At 71.5% G+C, this 16,178-nt stretch carries 14 protein-coding genes; 7 read left to right on the forward strand and 7 right to left on the reverse strand.

Annotation, left to right across the window (positions count from 1 at the left end):
• Positions 1-153: 153 nt before the first annotated feature.
• Positions 154-2,877: an alanine--tRNA ligase gene (gene alaS / locus GXY85_09275; GenBank protein NLW51012.1), complete on the reverse strand. Its 2,724-nt coding sequence runs from the start codon at positions 2,875-2,877 to the stop codon at positions 154-156.
• 309 nt (positions 2,878-3,186) lie between these two features.
• Between alaS and GXY85_09280 the strand changes: the two genes are divergently transcribed.
• A complete protein-coding gene (locus GXY85_09280) occupies positions 3,187-4,737 on the forward strand; it encodes a TolC family protein (protein ID NLW51013.1) in 1,551 nt (516 codons plus the stop codon).
• Between the two features lie 11 nt (positions 4,738-4,748).
• On the opposite strand, the gene GXY85_09285 is transcribed toward GXY85_09280, so the two are convergent.
• The gene (locus tag GXY85_09285; protein NLW51014.1) at positions 4,749-6,851 is read right to left on the reverse strand and encodes a DNA strand exchange inhibitor protein; all 2,103 of its coding nucleotides are present in this window, start codon (positions 6,849-6,851) and stop codon (positions 4,749-4,751) included.
• Between the two features lie 247 nt (positions 6,852-7,098).
• Between GXY85_09285 and GXY85_09290 the strand changes: the two genes are divergently transcribed.
• Complete coding sequence (locus tag GXY85_09290) at positions 7,099-8,016, forward strand: hypothetical protein (protein ID NLW51015.1); 918 nt, start codon at positions 7,099-7,101, stop codon at positions 8,014-8,016.
• 196 nt (positions 8,017-8,212) lie between these two features.
• Here the strand turns inward: GXY85_09290 and GXY85_09295 are convergent, their stop codons facing one another.
• The 5 genes from GXY85_09295 to folP are packed head-to-tail and all read right to left on the reverse strand — an operon-like array spanning position 8,213 to position 12,139.
• Positions 8,213-8,656 carry a DNA polymerase III subunit chi gene (locus tag GXY85_09295; GenBank protein NLW51016.1) on the reverse strand — a complete coding sequence of 148 codons (444 nt, stop codon included), beginning with the start codon at positions 8,654-8,656 and terminating at the stop codon, positions 8,213-8,215.
• A gap of 18 nt (positions 8,657-8,674) precedes the next feature.
• Entirely contained in the window at positions 8,675-9,409 is a 735-nt protein-coding gene (locus GXY85_09300; GenBank protein NLW51017.1) for a pyridoxine 5'-phosphate synthase, read from the reverse strand.
• A gap of 20 nt (positions 9,410-9,429) precedes the next feature.
• Positions 9,430-10,476: a hypothetical protein gene (locus GXY85_09305; protein ID NLW51018.1), complete on the reverse strand. Its 1,047-nt coding sequence runs from the start codon at positions 10,474-10,476 to the stop codon at positions 9,430-9,432.
• A gap of 6 nt (positions 10,477-10,482) precedes the next feature.
• Positions 10,483-11,298, reverse strand: coding sequence for a TIGR00159 family protein (locus GXY85_09310; protein NLW51019.1), 816 nt, complete (start codon positions 11,296-11,298; stop codon positions 10,483-10,485).
• Positions 11,291-12,139 carry a dihydropteroate synthase gene (gene folP / locus GXY85_09315; GenBank protein NLW51020.1) on the reverse strand — a complete coding sequence of 283 codons (849 nt, stop codon included), beginning with the start codon at positions 12,137-12,139 and terminating at the stop codon, positions 11,291-11,293. The genes GXY85_09310 and folP overlap by 8 nt, the downstream gene beginning before the upstream one ends.
• A 294-nt stretch (positions 12,140-12,433) precedes the next feature.
• Between folP and queA the strand changes: the two genes are divergently transcribed.
• The 5 genes from queA (at position 12,434) to rpsJ (ending at position 16,157) form a co-directional block, all read left to right on the forward strand.
• On the forward strand, positions 12,434-13,474 hold the full coding sequence (gene queA, locus GXY85_09320) for a tRNA preQ1(34) S-adenosylmethionine ribosyltransferase-isomerase QueA (protein NLW51021.1): 1,041 nt from the start codon (positions 12,434-12,436) through the stop codon (positions 13,472-13,474).
• Between the two features lie 39 nt (positions 13,475-13,513).
• A complete protein-coding gene (gene tgt, locus GXY85_09325) occupies positions 13,514-14,632 on the forward strand; it encodes a tRNA guanosine(34) transglycosylase Tgt (GenBank protein NLW51022.1) in 1,119 nt (372 codons plus the stop codon).
• Positions 14,629-14,991: a preprotein translocase subunit YajC gene (gene yajC / locus GXY85_09330; GenBank protein ID NLW51023.1), complete on the forward strand. Its 363-nt coding sequence runs from the start codon at positions 14,629-14,631 to the stop codon at positions 14,989-14,991. The genes tgt and yajC overlap by 4 nt, the downstream gene beginning before the upstream one ends.
• Positions 14,992-15,008: 17 nt before the next feature.
• Positions 15,009-15,710, forward strand: coding sequence for a hypothetical protein (locus GXY85_09335; protein ID NLW51024.1), 702 nt, complete (start codon positions 15,009-15,011; stop codon positions 15,708-15,710).
• A gap of 138 nt (positions 15,711-15,848) precedes the next feature.
• The gene (gene rpsJ / locus GXY85_09340) at positions 15,849-16,157 is read left to right on the forward strand and encodes a 30S ribosomal protein S10 (protein ID NLW51025.1); all 309 of its coding nucleotides are present in this window, start codon (positions 15,849-15,851) and stop codon (positions 16,155-16,157) included.
• The last annotated feature ends 21 nt before the right edge of the window (positions 16,158-16,178 follow it).

Genomic DNA, 16,178 nt, shown 5'->3' on the forward strand with positions numbered 1-16,178 from the left:
GGCTCGAGGCCATCCGTTCGTTGGCTGACCTGTTCGACGATCAGCCGTTCCTCCACGGCAGGATGCCGGGAGAAGGAGGTCAGACTCCCGGGGAACCGGTGAACGCCTGCCTGGCAGGACCTCGCGCTCCCGTGCGCCGCTCTCGCCTGCGGGTCAGGCGGGGTGGAGTTGGGCCACGGCCTTGCGGACGGCGTCGAGGGCCTCGTCCAGGCGGTCCGCGTTGGGGCCGCCGGCCTGGGCCAGGTCGTCGCGCCCGCCGCCTCCGCCGCCGAGCACGTCGGCGGCCGCCCGGGCGAGCGTGCGCGCGCTGACGCCGCGCCGGACCATGTCGGCCGAGACGCCGACCACCAGGGCCACCTTGCCGGCGTCCGCAGCGGTGAGCACGCAGACGAGCCCGGCGTTCTCCTTGCGCAGGACGTCGGCGGCGCTGCGCAACTCGCCCGGGGCGCCGTCGAAGGGCGCCAGCACGAGGCGGACGTCGCCGATCGTCTCGGCGGCCTCGAGCAGGCTGCCCCCGGCCGCCTGCCGGGCGGCGCGCCGGCGCTCCTGCTGGATCTCCCGCTGGACGGTGCGCAGCTCGGCGGGCAGCTCGGCCGACCGCCGCAGCAGGTCGTCCTCCTGCGTGTTCAGGTTGCGGCAGACCTCGGCGATGAGTCCCTCCCGTTGGCGAAGCCGGTCCAGGACGCACAGGCCCGTGACGGCCTCGATGCGGCGCACGCCGCCGGCGACGCTGCTCTCCCGCGTGATGCGGCAGAGGCCGATCCGGCCGGTGCTTTCGCAGTGCGTGCCGCCGCAGAGTTCGCGGCTGTAGTCGCCGATGCGGATCACGCGGACGACCTCGCCGTAGGTCTCGCCGAACAGGGCGATGGCGCCGCTCCCGCGGGCCTCGGCCAGGCTCATCTGCGTGCCGACGACGGGGTCGTCGGCCAGGATGTGCCCGTTGACGATGTCCTCGATGCGGCGGAGGCGGTCGGGGCCGAGTTCGGTCGGGTTCGAGAAGTCGAAGCGCAGCCGCTCGGGGGAGACGTGCGAACCCGCCTGCCGGGCGTGTTTGCCGAGCACCTCGCGCAGGGCGTTGTGAAGGAGGTGCGTGGCCGTGTGATTGCGGGCGATGGCCATGCGGTTCGACTCTTCGACGCGGCAGACGACCGCCGTGCCGGGCTCCAGGCGGCCGGAGACGACGCGGCCGACATGGAGGAAGAAGCCCTTCTCGCGCCGCACGGTATCGAACCGGAACTCGCCTTCGCCGCCGGCCTCCGCGACGATCACGCCGCAGTCGCCGACCTGCCCGCCGGCCTCGCCGTAGGCGGGGGTGCGGTCCAGGACCAGCGCGACGGTCTCGCCCGGGCCGACGGAGTCGAGCAGGGCGTCCTCATGGACGATGCCGATGACCGTCCCGGCGGCCTCCAGGGCGGTGTAGCCGACGAACTCGGTGGCCGGGTGGCGGTCCTGCAGATGCGAGAGCGGTCCGGTGACGAAGACGGCGCCGCCGAAGGCGGACCCCTGCTTGGAGAGCTGCTGGTGGGCCTCCATCTCCTTGCGGAAGCCGTCCACGTCGGCCTCCATGCCCTCCTCGGCCAGGAGGGACTCGGTCATTTCGACCGGGAAGCCATAGGTCTGGTACAGGTCGAAGACGTCGCGTCCGGGCAGCGCCGTGACGTTCCGGCGCCGGAGTTCGGACACGTGCTGCGCGAGCAGCCGGGACCCGCGCACGACGGTCTTCTGGAACGCCTTCTCCTCCTCGGCGATCACGTTCTCGATGTGCCCGCGGCTCTCGGCCAGTTCGGGGTAGGGGTCGCGAAACGCCTCGACGACCGGCTGGACCAACTGCGTCAGGAACGGCCCGTCGACGCCGAGCTGCACGCCGTCGCGCACGGCGCGGCGCAGCAGGCGCCGCACCACGTAGCCGCGTTCCTCGTTGCTGGGCAGCACGCCGTCGGCGATGCAGAAGACGACCGCGCGGGCGTGGTCGGCGATTCGGCGCATCTGGGCGATGCGGCGCATCTGGGCGATGCGGCGCATCCCGGCGACGGCGCCGGGACCGGGGTCGGCCGGCCGACGGCAGACCTCGGCGACCTGGCGCATGATCGGCTGGAAGATGTCGATGTCGAAGTTCGTGGGCACGCCCTGCAGGACGCGCGCGATGCGCTCCAGGCCCAGGCCCGTGTCGATGTTCCGCATGGGCAGGGGTTCGAGCGTTCCGTCGGGCTGGCGGTCGTACTGCTGGAAGACGAGGTTGTAGAGTTCGATGAACCGCCCGCAGCCGCAGGAGGGGTCGCAGGAGGGCTTGCCGCAGCCGCCGCCGGAGTCGAAATGCATCTCGCTGCAGGGCCCGCAAGGGCCGTCGGGGCCCTGGGAGCGCGCATTTTCCGGCCAGAAATTGTCGCCTTCGCCGAAGCGGAAGATCCTCTCGGGCGGGATGCCGATCACGTCGCGCCAGACCTGCTCGGCCTCGTCGTCGCCCTCGTAGACGGTGACGACCAAAGACTCCGCGGGCAGGCCCATCTCATCGACCATGAACCGCCAGCCCCACTCGATCGCCTCGCGTTTGAAGTAGTCGCCGAAGGAGAAGTTGCCGAGCATCTCGAAGAACGTGTGATGAGAAGCGGTGCGGCCGACGTTCTCGATGTCGCCGGTGCGGAGGCACTTCTGGCAGGTGGCCGCGCGCTTGAGGGAACGGTCGCCCCGGCCATAGAACTCGTCCTTGAACTGGTTCATGCCGGCGCCGGTGAACAGCAGGGAGGGGTCGTGGGCGGGCACCAGCGAGTCGGGCGGCACGATGCGGTGGTCGCGGGCCCGGAAGTACTCCAGGAACCGTTTGCGTATGTCGTCGGTCTTCATGGCGATGAGGAACCCCGCGAGGGAGGAAGGCTGCATGGCGCGGATCGGCCCCGTGCCGGGGACGCGCGACGGCGTCCAAGCCGCCATGCAGGATATCAGGGGCCTGCGGGGCGGTCAAGCGCGCGCCCGGACTTGACGTGCGAACGCACATTCAGTAGAAAACATGCCTTCGGGGGTCCGGCAGGCCGCTCATCCCGGACGGCCCGCGGACATCCGTGTTGTGCCTCGGAGGCAGTACGAGCGGGCCATTCCCTGTGGGTTCTGCGGCGCGAGCCGGTCGCCGTCCGTCGATTCCAGGGCGATGCGGCGGGTATTCTGGGACGGCGCACTGGCGGAGGACGGGCGATGATGGGCGTGAGGGCTCCCTGGTCGGGGGCAATGCTTCTGCTTGGCCTGGCGGTGCTGACGGCGGCGGGGTGCCTGCGGCCTCGGGGCGAGATCTACTCCGAGCTGCAGTGGTCCCGACGCGTCTCCTACGCACGCTGGCGCGACGAGGCGGACCCCGACGACTGCCTGGTGCGCGTGGACGGGGACCTGAGCGTCGAGGAGGCGGTCCGGCTGGCGCTGGAGCACAACCCGACGCTTCAGAGCACCATGCTGGAGCGGGAGAAGGCGCGCGGGCGCCTGTACACCGCCAGGGCCGACGGCCTGCCCCAGGTGCGTGTCGAGGCCGGCTACACGCGCCTGGACGAGGGGGCGCTGGTCAACACGGCGACGGGGGCGCGGGGCCCCAGGGACAACTACTCGTACCAGGTGAACGTGACACAGCCGCTCTACAAGGGTGGGGCCATCGCCGCCGGGCTGGACGCCGCCCGCTACTACCAGCTTCTGAGCGACGAGGTCGTCCGGCAGGCCGTTCAGGACGTGGCCTATCAGACGGTCTCGACGTACTACGAGGTCGTCCTGGCCGAGAAGCTGCTGCAGGTGCAGACGGAGGCGCTGGAGTTCGCACAGGCCAACCTGAGGGACGTCACGGCGCGCGAGGAGCGGGGGGTGGCCATCCCGTTCGACCGGCTGCGTGCGCGCGTGGAGGTCGCCAACGTCGAGGCGCAGGTGATCCAGGAGCGCAACCGTCTGAACCGGGCGCGCACGGCCCTGATGCGCCTCATGGGCGTCTCGCAGAAGAGCGAGGTCGCCTATGTCAGCGACCTGACGTACGTGCCCGTGAATGCGGACTTCGAGACGACCGTCCGCACGGCGCTGCTGCACCGGCCCGAACTCTACCGGTCCGAACTGACCATCCTGATGCAGCGGGCGGCGCTGGAGATGGCGATGTCCGCGTACCTGCCGTCGCTGGAGGCCTGGGGCATCTTCAAGAGGGGGCGCCCCGATCCGCACGACTCCTCGCGGAACGACTGGGCCGGGCAGTGGCAGGGCGGGCTGCGCCTGGCGTGGACGCTCTTCGACGGGCTGCGCCGGGAGGGCGAGGTGATCCAGCAGCGGGCCACCGTGCGCCAGAGCCTGATCGACCTTGCCGACGCCGAGCAGCACGTGTTCGAAGAGATCAAGAACGCCCTGTTCGACCTGACCGATGCGGACGCGATGGTCCGGTCCCAGGAGTTCAACCTGGAACTGGCCGCCGAGGCCCTGCGCCTGGTGGCCATCGGCGTCAGGGAGGGGGTGAACACGGAGCTGGAGGTGCTGGACGCCCGGTCGGCGCTGACGACCGCGCAGGGCAACTACTACCAGGCGCTGCACGCGCACCTGCAGGCGCGCCACACGCTGCAGCGGGTCGTCGGGCTGCTGGCGCCGGAGCCGGGCATGACGGCGGTGCCGGACGAGGTGCCGCCGGTGGAGGTCCTCAGGCGCCTGGAACCGCTGCCGGCCTCGGACGAGGACGGCCGCGTCCTGTATGCCGAGCCGGTCTACGCGCTGCCGGTGCGGGAGGACCGGTAGCGGCCGGCGCCTCAGGGCTGGTCGGCGTGCCGGCCCCAGGGCTGCAGGTCCTCGACGGGCACCTCGACCTGTGCGTCGCCGACGCGCACCCGGGCGCTGCCGGAGCGGGTGTGGACGCGCTCGACGGTACCCCACCGATGGAGGCGAATGACGTAGACGTCGTCGCCCGCCTGCAGGGGCCGTTCGATGCGATGGCCCCGGAGCAGTTCGGCCAGGTCGTCCAGGCATCCCCGCAGGCCGTCGCGCACCGTCCGCACGCGCCTGGAAACGGCCTTGTGGCTGTGGCGCAGGTCCTCGGCCAGGCGGTCCGCCTCCTCGTGCAGCTCGCGAAGCGTCTCCTGCATGCGCAGGCCGAAGTCGGCGCTCTGGCGGTCCTCCTGGGCTCGGAGTCGGCGGAGGGTCTCCTCGTAGTCCGCCTTCAGGCGGGCGGCCTGCTGCTCCAGATACAGGACGCGCTCGCGGCGCTCCTCGGCATCCTGCCGCACCAGCCGGACCTCCTCGAGGATGGTGCCGTACTCCCCGGCGGACTGCGCGTTGAGCAGCTCGCGGGCGGCCGACAGGACCTCGTCCGGCAGGCCGAGCCGCCGGGCGATCTCCAGTGCGTTGGAGCTGCCGATGGTGCCGATGGTCAGGTGGTAGGTGGGGCGGAGCGTGCGGGGGTCGAAGTCGACCGAGGCGTTCTCCACCCCGGGGCGGCCGGCGGCGAACGACTTCAGCGGGCCCAGGTGGGTCACCACGATGGCGCTGCAGGCCAGGTCGGCCAGGCGCTTCAGGATGGCGGCGCCGAGCGCGCTGCCCTCGGCGGGGTCGGTGCCGGCGCCCAGTTCGTCCAGGAGCACCAGGCTGCCGCGCGTGGCCGTGCGCAGGATGCGGATGATGCGTGACACGTGGGAGCTGAAGGTGCTGAGGCTCTGCTCCAGGCTCTGTTCGTCTCCGATGTCGGCGCAGACGGTGTCGTACAGGGGCACCACGGCGCGCTGCGCGGGCACGTGCATGCCGGCGCGGGCCATCAGGCAGATGAGGCCGACGGTCTTGAGCACCACCGTCTTGCCGCCCGTGTTGGGGCCGGTGATGACGATCATGCGGAAGTCGCGTCCCAGCCGCACGTCGAGGGGCACGACCGCCTCGAAGTCCAGATCGGCTTCCCTCGGGACGGTCCGGTCCCGCGGCCGGGTCAGATGGAGCAGCACCGGGTGGCGGGCCTGCACGAGTTCCAGTGCGCCGGCCCCCGCCATCTGCGGTTCGGCCATGCGGAAGGCGGCGCTCATCAGGGCCTTGGCCCGCACCAGGTCCACCTCCGCCAGGCGCTGGACGGCCTCGACGATCGTCTCCGCCTCGGCAGCCACCTCGCGCGTCAGGGCCCAGAGCACGCGGCGGATCTCCTCCTCCTCCTCGCCCAGCGCCTCGCCCAGCTCGTTGCCGAGGGGCACGATCTCCATCGGCTCGACGTACAGCGTGGCGCCGCTGTCTGACGAGCCGTGGACAAGGCCGCGGACCTCCGCCTTCCGATACGCATTCACCGGGAGCACGTAGCGCTCGCGGTGGATCGTCGGGTTGCCATACTGCAGATGGGGGCGGATCCGGGGGTCGTTGACCAGGCGCAGGAGCCGCCGCTCGATGCGGCCCCGGATAGAGCGGATGCGGCTGCGCACGGCCTTGAGGGCGGGGCTCGCTCCGTCCAGCACGAGACCCGTGGCGTCGACCGTGCTGCGGATGCGCGCGACCATCTCCGGCAACCGGGGCAGGCCGTCGCCGAGCGCCAGAAGGGCCGGGTAGGAGCCCCCGAGCCGTCGCAGCGCATTGCCCACCCGATGGGCCGTGTCGAGGGCTTCGGCGATCCGCCAGAACGTGGACGGCTCCAGGGGCGACCCGGCGCCCGACGCCCGGCGCGCGGCGGCCGAGACGTCCTCGACGGGGCCGAGGGGCAGGGTGAACTCCCGGCCCAGCGCCCGGACCATCTCGGTCGTCTCCTGCAGGGCGCGCTCGATGCCGGCGGGCTCGTCCATCGGGCGCAGGGAGCGGGCCAGGAGCTTGCCGCGCGGACTGACGGCGTAGGCCGACAGGATGTCGACCACCTTGCCGAACTCCAGGACCTTGATCGCGTGTTCGTGCATGTTTGAGAGTCTGCGCGGGCAAGAGCCGGCCGCGTGCACGGCAGCCGACGGGAAGGGCGCGGGCAGGCCGCACCCACCATGAGACTATAAACGGCGCGGTCTCGCAAGCGGAGGGCGCGGTCCACGTTCGGCGCCTGTGTCCGTGCCGGCCGCCTGCCCGGCCGCATCGGCCTCGACAACCGGCGGGGGAGTCGCTACACTGTTCACCGGGAGGGCACGGCGTCTTCATGTTCACTGGAGGACCGGCATGAACGTCAAGTGTTCGTGCGGACGGATGTTCGCTGTGGCCGACGGCGCGCGGAGCGGCAAGTGCCCGGCGTGCGGGAAGGTGGTCGAGACGGGTCCGGCCGAGAACTGGCTCCAGGACGTGGACCTGGACGGTCTTTCGCTGGAGCAGGGGCCGGGGCCGGAGGTGCCTGCCCAGGAGGGGGCCGAGGCGCCGAGGGCCCCGAGGCCCGTCGGTACGCCGGCGGCGGACGCAGCCGGGGCGACGCGGGGCGGGGCCGTGGAGCGGGCGGCGGCGGCCGCCGCGCGCCGCCAGACCGCTCCGGCCGTGAAGGCCCCGAAGCACGGGCCGCCCCAGAGCGTCCTGGACCTCTTCAAGGTGCTGCGGGACGACCCCACGGAGGCCGCGCCCCTGCTGCGTGACGGCGTGACCGGCACGCGGTTCATGGTGGAGATGGGAGTCGGCTTCGCGGTGCTGAGCCTGATCGGCGGGGGGCTGGTGAGCTGGCTGCTCCATGGTGGTGCGTTCAACCTGGCCGGGACGGTGAGTTCGTGGCTGCGTCTGGTGATCGAGGCGGCCGCAGCGGGCATCATGCTGAGCCTGCTGGCGATCGGGCTCAAGCGCCAGTGCCGGCCGCTCGGCGTCGTGCAGGGGGCCGTGTTCGCCCGCATGATCAGCGTGGCCGTCCTGCTGCCGGTGGGTGTGGGGCTGGCCATCCTGACGGCGATCCTGACCAGGGGCGAGGCGTATCCGGGAGCCCTGATGTCCCTCAACGGCTGGATGCCCAAGGTGTACGTGGTGACGGTGATGCTCGCCCAGGGAGCCGTAACGGCGGGCGTGTTCGGGCTTGGCTGTGGCGGCGGGCTGGCCATCAGCGCCGTGGTCGTCTACGGCGGGGCCATGCTTGCCAGGCAGCTCGTCGGCATGGTGGGCCTGTAGAGCGGTTCTGCATCGCCGGCCGGAGGGCCTGCCGGCCCGTTCAGGAAGTGTGGAACAACCGCCGCGCCCGCCCCGGCGGGCAAGCCCCGTCGGGCTGGCCTCGGCTGTTGGTCCAGGTCTGGAACGGCCTGACTACAGGCAGGAACGCACAGGCGAGGGCGCCTGTGCCACACAAAAAGACTCCTTCAACGGGCTCCTACGCCTTGACGAAGCGCATGCGGTAGCCGGCGGCCTGGCAGGCGGCGAAGCGGCGGCGGCCGGCCCCGCGGCGGGCTTCGTCGTACACCTCGGCGAAGTCGATGATGTGGGCGAACCGTTCGAAGCCCTCGGGCAGGTCGCCGGCGGTCAGGACGACCAGGACGTCGGCCCCCAGGTCCGGCGCGTCGCCGCCGAACAGGACCACCGGCTCAACCACGGGGCCCTCGGCTTCCTCCAGCCGGACGTGCGGGATGAACGCCTCCCGACGGAACGTCCACAGCGTCTTGTCCAGCTCGGCGGCCTCGTCGGCGTCGGGGACGTGGACGGCCACGGTGCGCCCGCCCTCGTAGTGCATCCGGGTGCGCTCGCACGCCTCGACCATGCGCCGGTCGGGGGAGGCCAGTTCGACGTACTCGGCGATCTTCTCGGGTGTGGTGGCCATGGCGGCTCCGCCGGCGTCTCAGGCGTCCAGGACCTCCGTGCGCCAGATGATCTCCTTCATCTGGTGCACGGCCTCCCTGATGCCCACGAAGAGCGCGCGGGCGATGATGCTGTGCCCGATGTGCAGTTCGTGCGGCCGCAGGGCGCAAAGGACGGGGGCCACGTTTGCGTAGGTGAGGCCGTGGCCGGCGTTGACGGTCAGCCCGACCTGTCGGCCCAGCGCGGCGCCGTCGGCCAGTTCGGTCAGGCGGGCCTGGCGTTCGCCGGGGGACGCGGCGTTGGCGTAGGCGCCGGTGTGGAGTTCCACCATGGCGACGCCGAGTTCGGCGGCGCGGCGTATCTGGCCCTCCTCGGGGTCGATGAACAGGCTGACCGGGATGCCGCGTTCGGCGAACGAGCGCACGGCGCCCTCGACACGGGCGCTCTGCCCGATGGCGTCGAGGCCGCCCTCGGTGGTGACCTCCTGGCGGTTCTCGGGCACGATGGTGACCATGTGGGGGGCCGTCTGGAGGGCGATGTCGACGATCTCGGGGTCCAGGGACATCTCCAGGTTCAGGTCGATCGAGACCGTTTCGCGCATGAGCCGGAGGTCGCGGTCGTTGATGTGGCGGCGGTCCATGCGCAGGTGGACGGTCAGGATGTCGGCCCCGCCGATCTGGGCCTCGGCGGCCGCCCAGACGGGGTCCGGCTCATACGTGCGGCGGGCCTGCCGGACCGTGGCCACGTGGTCGACGTTCACTCCCAGCAGTGCCATGGGGCGTCTCCTGTTCTTTCTCAGTGGGAGGGGTTCCTCAGCAGGACGTTGACGCGGTCGGGCTCGGCCTGCGCCTTGCCGTGGATGAACCCGGCGGGCAGTTGCACGTGCACGCGCTCGCGGTAGGGGGCGCTGCCGTCCAGGGGGATCACCTCGGCCGCCAGCGGGCTCAGGTCGACACAGGCGCGGATCTGTGCGGGGTCGAGCGTGCGCAGGTTCGCCGGCGATGCCTGGACGACGACGGTGACCGTTCCGTCGCCTTCGCCGAACTCCACCTGGTAGGGGAACCCCGGCGGCATCATGGCCAGGACGCGCACGTTCGGGAACCGCTGCTCCTGCATGGCCTCGCCCGCCACCGAGACGACGACCGTGACGCCGGGCGGGGAGACCTCGAGCGGCACGGGCACGCGTTCCCCCGTGGGCAGGGTCACGGCGATGCTGTCGCGGACCCTCACGGTGTGCTGCACGTCGGAGGAGACGTCGTAGAGCGGCGGCAGTTCCTCCGTCTCGATGTCCTGCATCGCCGCCAGGGCGAGCGCGGGGCCGCGCACGAGCACCTGTGCAGGCGTGACGGCCGGGGCGGCCGCCTGCCGGTACCCCAGGGCCGGCTGCACCGCGACGTGCGCCACCACCGGGAGCGTGCGTTCGTCCAGCGGGCAGGCGACGGCCCGGACCTGCGCGGGCTTGGCCGCGCGGAACTTGAGCCGGCGGCGGTGGCGGTCCTCCAGGTCCGCGCGGGGCCAGAGGCTTTCCACGGGCAGGCTCACCTGTCCGTCGGTCAGGTCGGTCTCGTTCACCTGGGCCGTCAACGCGATCGGCGCCTGCATGCATCGGCGATCCAGCCGCGACAGGAGCGAGCGGGGGCCGGAGACGGTGACGCTGACCAGCCTCGCGCTCTGATGCACCAGGGCGTAGCCCGGCGGCGGCGTGATGACGACGGTGGCGTCGCAGGCGGTCTCGTCGGTCACGCGGCTGTTGGCGTAGAACCAGATGCCCAGCGCGATCACCAGGGCGGAGACCTTCAGCCAGAAGTCCTGGGTCAGCAGTCTGAGCACGCTCTTGGCCAAACCTGCCTACTCCTTGATCTCGGCTTCGGCGGCCAGGTCCTCCAGGGCGCGTCGAAGCGACTTCTCATCCAGTTCCCGCTGCAGTGAGCCGCCGACGGCCAGCGAGACCCGGCCGGTCTGCTCGCTGATGATGATGGCGGCCGCGTCCGATTCCTCGGTGATGCCCACCCCGGCGCGGTGCCTCGTGCCCATCTCCTTGCTGAACTGCGGGTTCTCGGTCAGGGGGAACAGGCAGCCGGCCGCCGCGATCTTCTGCTGGCTGATGACGATCGCCCCGTCGTGCAGCGGCGTGCCCGGCCAGAAGATGGTCTTGATCAGTTCGGCAGACACGTCGGCGTCCAGCCGGACACCCGCCTCCACGTAGCCGCGCAGGCCGACCTCGCGCTCGATGGCGATCAGGCCGCCCAGCTTGTCGCGCGAGAGGCTGAAGGTGGCCTTGACCAGCTCGTCCGTGAAGCCGCTGTGCGGCCGGAAGAACACGCGGAAGAGCGGGTTCTGACCCAGCCGGATCAGCCCACGGCGGATCTCGGGCTGGAACAGGATGATCAGCGGCACCAGGATGACCGGCACGAAGCTGGTGAAGACCCAGTGAAGGGTCTCCAGCTCGATCCACCACACCTGGGTCACCAGGATGGCGACGACGGCCAGGATGGCCACGAAGAAGGCCAGGCCCTTCAGCACGCCCGCGCCGCGCGTCCCCTGCATGATGCGCAGGAACGCGTAGACGATCGCGAAGATGATGAGCACTTCCAGCGCAACGCGCACAACGGTCGGCGACCAGACCGTCAGCCACTGCGTGATGCGCCGCAGGAGTTCATCCATGCTCGTAGCGCGCTCCCCGTCGGACGGCCTCGCAGACCTTCACCACCTCCAGGGCCGGCCGAACGTCGTGCACGCGCACGATGTGGCAACCGGCCATGACGGCACAGGCGACCGTGGCCAGCGTGGCGGACAGCCGTTCGCCGGCCCGCGCCTTCAGGATGGCCCCGAGCATCGACTTGCGCGAGGTCCCGACCAGGAGCGGCCTGCCCAGCCCGTGCAGCTCTCCCAGGCGCCTCAGCAGCTCCAGGTTGTGGAGGAGCGTCTTGCCGAAGCCGAAGCCGGGATCGACGATCAGCCGGTCCGGCGGAATGCCCGCCGCCGTGGCCCGCTCCAGCCGTTCGGCGAGCCACGCCTTGACGTCCGCGACCACCTCGCCGTAGGCCGGGTCCGCCTGCATGGTCCGCGGCGTGCCCTGCATGTGCATCAGCACCAGCGCGGCGTCCGCGCGGGCGGCCACGGCCGCCATGTCGGGGTCCGTGCGCAGCGCGCTGGTGTCGTTGATGATCTGGGCTCCGGCCTCCAGGGCGGCGGCGGCGACGGCCGCCTTCTGCGTGTCGATGCTGATGGGCACGTCCGACGATGCCGCCAGCGCCTCGACGACCGGCAGGACGCGCCGCATCTCCTCGTCGGCGGAGACCGGCTCGCTGCCCGGCCGCGTGCTCTCGCCGCCGATGTCGATGATGTCGGCGCCTTCCGCGCACATCCGGCGCGCCTGTGCCAGGGCGGACTCCGGCGCCAGGAACTGCCCGCCGTCGCTGAACGAGTCCGGTGTGACGTTGAGCACGCCCATCACGAGGGGGCGTTCGCCGGTGTCGAGCACCCGGCCGGACGGCAGCTCCATGAGACACGGCGGGCGCTCGCTCCATGGCGCGTCGCGCTTGGGCCTCATGAGCGTCTCCCGGCAAGAGCAGTCCCGCGCCCCGACGGCGCGCCCCGACGGCGGCGCCCTCTGGGAATGTAAATCAGTCACGAGCCGAATGCAAGCCCCGGAGGAGCCCCGGACGCCCGCACACAAACACGCCGACGACGGCCCGCCCGTGCGCGCCTTGCCTGCGGCCCCGCGTTTCTGGCATATTCTCCCCGGGGGGACCTTGCGAGGAGCGCCGCCGTGACCGGTACCGACCAGTTCGACTACATGCTGCCCGAGCACCTGGTGGCCGCCGTGCCCGCCGCCCGCCGCGACGAGTCGCGGCTGATGGTGCTGGACCGTGCCTCGGGCGCCCTGCAGCACCGGTCGTTCCGCGACCTGCCGGACTTCCTGCGCCGGGGCGACCTCCTGATACTGAACGACGCGCGCGTGCTGCCGGCCCGCCTGAAGGCGCGGCGCGACACCGGCGGGGCGGTGGAGGTGCTCCTGGTGCGCCCGGCCCCGGCGGGCGCCCGGGACGGGCGCCAATGGCTGGCGATGGCGCGCAGCGGCGGCCGCCTGCGCCCGGGCGAGGTGCTGCACCTGGGCGAGGCCGGGCCGGGCATCACGATGGTGCGGCCCGAGGGCGACGGGTGGATCGTGGCCCTGGGCGACCGGCAGACCCCGCCGCAGGAGGTGATGGCGCGCGGCACGATGCCCCTGCCGCCGTACATCCTCAAGTCGCGGCGGCGCCTGGGCCTCTCCGAGCAGATGCCCGACCTGGACCGTGAGCGCTACCAGACCGTCTTCGCCCGCCGGGAGGGCGCCGTGGCCGCCCCGACGGCCGGGCTGCACTTCACCGATTCGCTGCTGGAGCGCGTCCGTGCACGCGGCGTGCACGTGTGCACGCTGACCCTTCTGGTGGGACCGGGCACGTTCCGGCCGGTGCGCACCCGGCGCATCGAGGACCACCGCCTGGACGCCGAGTGCTACCGGATGCCCGCCGAAACGGCCCGGGCCGTGCGGGAGGCCCTGGCCGAGGGCCGGTGGGTGGTGGCCACGGGCACGACCTGCTGCCGCGTGCTGGAGCACGTGGCCCGGACCGGCCGGTGGGAGGGCCACGACGGCTGGACGGACCTGTACGTCTACCCGCCGTTCGAGTTCCGCGTCCTGGGGGCGCTGATCACGAACTTCCACCTGCCGCGCAGCACCCTGCTGATGCTGGTGGCGGCGTTCGCCGGGCTGCCGCAGGTCCGCGCCGCCTACCGGGCGGCCGTCGAGGAGCAGTACCGTTTCTACAGCTACGGCGACGCGATGCTGATCGTCTGAACGCGTCCGCCGGCCACCCCCGGGAAGGCACACCGCCCCATGGAATTCGAGGTCCAGGTGAACGACGCCCGCACGCGCGCGCGTGCCGGGCGCCTGACGCTGCGCAGCGGCTCTGTTCAGACGCCCATCTTCATGCCCGTCGGCAGCCGCGCGACCGTGCGCGGCCTCACGCCGGCGCACGTGCGCGACACGGGCGCCCGCATGCTGCTGGCCAACGCATACCACCTGGCCCTGCGGCCGGGTGCCGACGTGGTGGCCGGCCTGGGCGGCCTGCACGCGTTCATGGCCTGGGACGGCCCCATCCTGACCGACAGCGGCGGCTACCAGGTCTTCTCGTTGGCCGAACATCGTGAACTGACCGAGGGGGGCGTGTTCTTCCGCAGCCCCGTGGACGGCGCGCGCATGTTCCTGGGGCCGCGCGAGTGCATGGCGTTCCAGGAGCGGCTCGGGGCGGACGTCGCCATGGTGCTGGACCACTGCCCGCCGTATCCGTGCACGCGCGAACTCGCCGCACAGGCCGTCGAGCGCACGCTGCGCTGGAGCGCCGCCTGCCGCGGCATCCACCGCCGCCGGGACCAGGCGTTGTTCGGCATCGTGCAGGGCAGCGTCTTCGACGACCTGCGAGAGCGGAGCGCGCGCGGCACGGCCGACCTGGGCTTCGACGGCTACGCCATCGGCGGGGTGAGCGTGGGGGAGGGCGACGAGCTGCGGCGCGGCGTGGTGGCCCGCACGGCGCCCCTGCTGCCGGGGGAGCGGCCGCGGTACCTCATGGGCGTCGGGTTCCCGGTCGACATCGTGATGGCGATCGGCGAGGGCATCGACATGTTCGACTGCGTGGCGCCGACCCGCATGGGGCGCAACGCGACGGCCTTCACGCCGCAGGGGCGGCTGCGGCTGCGCAACAGCGCCGCCCGCACCGACCCGCGCCCCGTGCAGGACGATTGCGCGTGTCTCTGCTGTCGGTTATACTCGCGGGCGTACCTGAACCACCTGTTCCGCGTCGGCGAGATGCTCGGGCCGGTCCTGCTCAGCATCCACAACCTGACCTTCTACGGGAGCCTGATGGCGCGGGCCCGGGAGGCGATCCTCGCCGGGCGGTTCGGGCGGTTCCGCGACGAGTTTGTCGCCCGTTACACGCAGACTGAGAGCAATCCATGACATCCGTCGCTCGCATGCTGTTCGTTCTGGCCGGGGAAGTCGGCGGCCCGGCCGCCGGCGGCCGTCCCGAGGGAAGCCCCCTGCAGGCTCTCTGGAGCTTCCTGCCGTTCATCATCATCCTGGTCGCCTTCTTCTGGTTCACGAGCCGTTCGCAGCGCAAGCGTGAGGAGACGCGGCGGCAGATGCTGGACAGCATCCAGCCGCGGGACGACGTCATCACCATCGGCGGCATCCGGGGACGCGTCGTCCAGATCATGGACGACGAACTGGTCCTGCGGGTCGACCCCGAGAAGGACGTGAAGATCACCATCGCCCGCTCGGGCATCAGCCGCAAGGTGGGCGACGACGCCCCGCAGTGAGACGAGCACGACGTGAGATGAGGGTATTCGGCCTGAGCGATCTGCATCTTTCGGCCGACGGCCGCAAGCCGATGGACGTGTTCGGGCCGCAGTGGAGCGACCATCGCGGGCGCATCGAGGAGAACTGGCGCCGGACGGTCGCCCCCGAGGACCTGGTGCTGTTGAGCGGGGACCTGAGCTGGGCCATGCGCCTGCCGGAGGCCCGGCCGGACCTGGACTTCATCGAATCGCTGCCCGGCGCCAAGTACTTCATCCGGGGCAACCACGACTACTGGATCTCCTCTCCGGGCCGCGTGCGGGCCGCCCTGGGGCCCACGACACACATGATCCGGTTCGACGCGGCCGTGCACGCAGGCGTGGGCCTGTGCGGCGTGCGAGGATGGCAGGCGCCCGGGCACCCGGACTACGAGCCGGAACGCGACGAGAGGCTCTGGCGGCGCGAGTTGACGCGCCTGGCGATGTCACTGGAAGCCCTTCAGGCCCTGGACTGGGCCGTGGCGGTGGCCATGGTCCACTATCCGCCGCTCGATGCGGCCTCGGAGACCGAGATGGTGCCGATGCTCCGCCGGGCCGGCGTGCGGCACTGCGTCTACGGGCATCTGCACGGGGACGCCCTGCGCGATGCGTATGAAGGGGAGCGGGACGGGGTCGTCTTCCGCTGCACCAGCGCGGACCACGTCGGGTTCGGTCCGGTGCTCGTCTGCGAGGTCGCCGGCTGAGGCCGGGGCGCCTCCTCGGGGACAGGGCGACAGGATTCGGCGCGTTCACTTGACTTCCGAGGCGGGGATGTTAGAATTGGCCTACTCGTCTGCGACCTCGAGAATACGTTCACAGAGTCTGCATTGCGGAGAACGACGGTGGCGGGAGAACGCATCAGGATCCGGATGGAAGCTTATGACCACCGCGTTCTGGACAGGTCGGCTCGTCAGATTGTGGAGACGGCCACCCGGACCGGGGCGCGCGTGAGCGGCCCCGTCCTTCTGCCGACGCACGTCGAGCGCTATACGGTTCTGCGGTCTCCGCACGTGGACAAGAAGTCGCGCGAACAGTTTGAGATCCGCACGCACAAGCGTCTGATTGACATCATGGAGCCGACAGTCCACACCGTCGATGCCCTCAACAACCTGAGGGTGCCGGCCGGCGTGGAGATCAAGATCAAGGTGTGATCGCCGGCCCCCGTGCCGGCC

It is taken from the genome of Candidatus Brocadiaceae bacterium (assembly GCA_012728835.1).
Taxonomy (GTDB): Bacteria; Planctomycetota; Brocadiia; order SM23-32; family SM23-32; genus JAAYEJ01.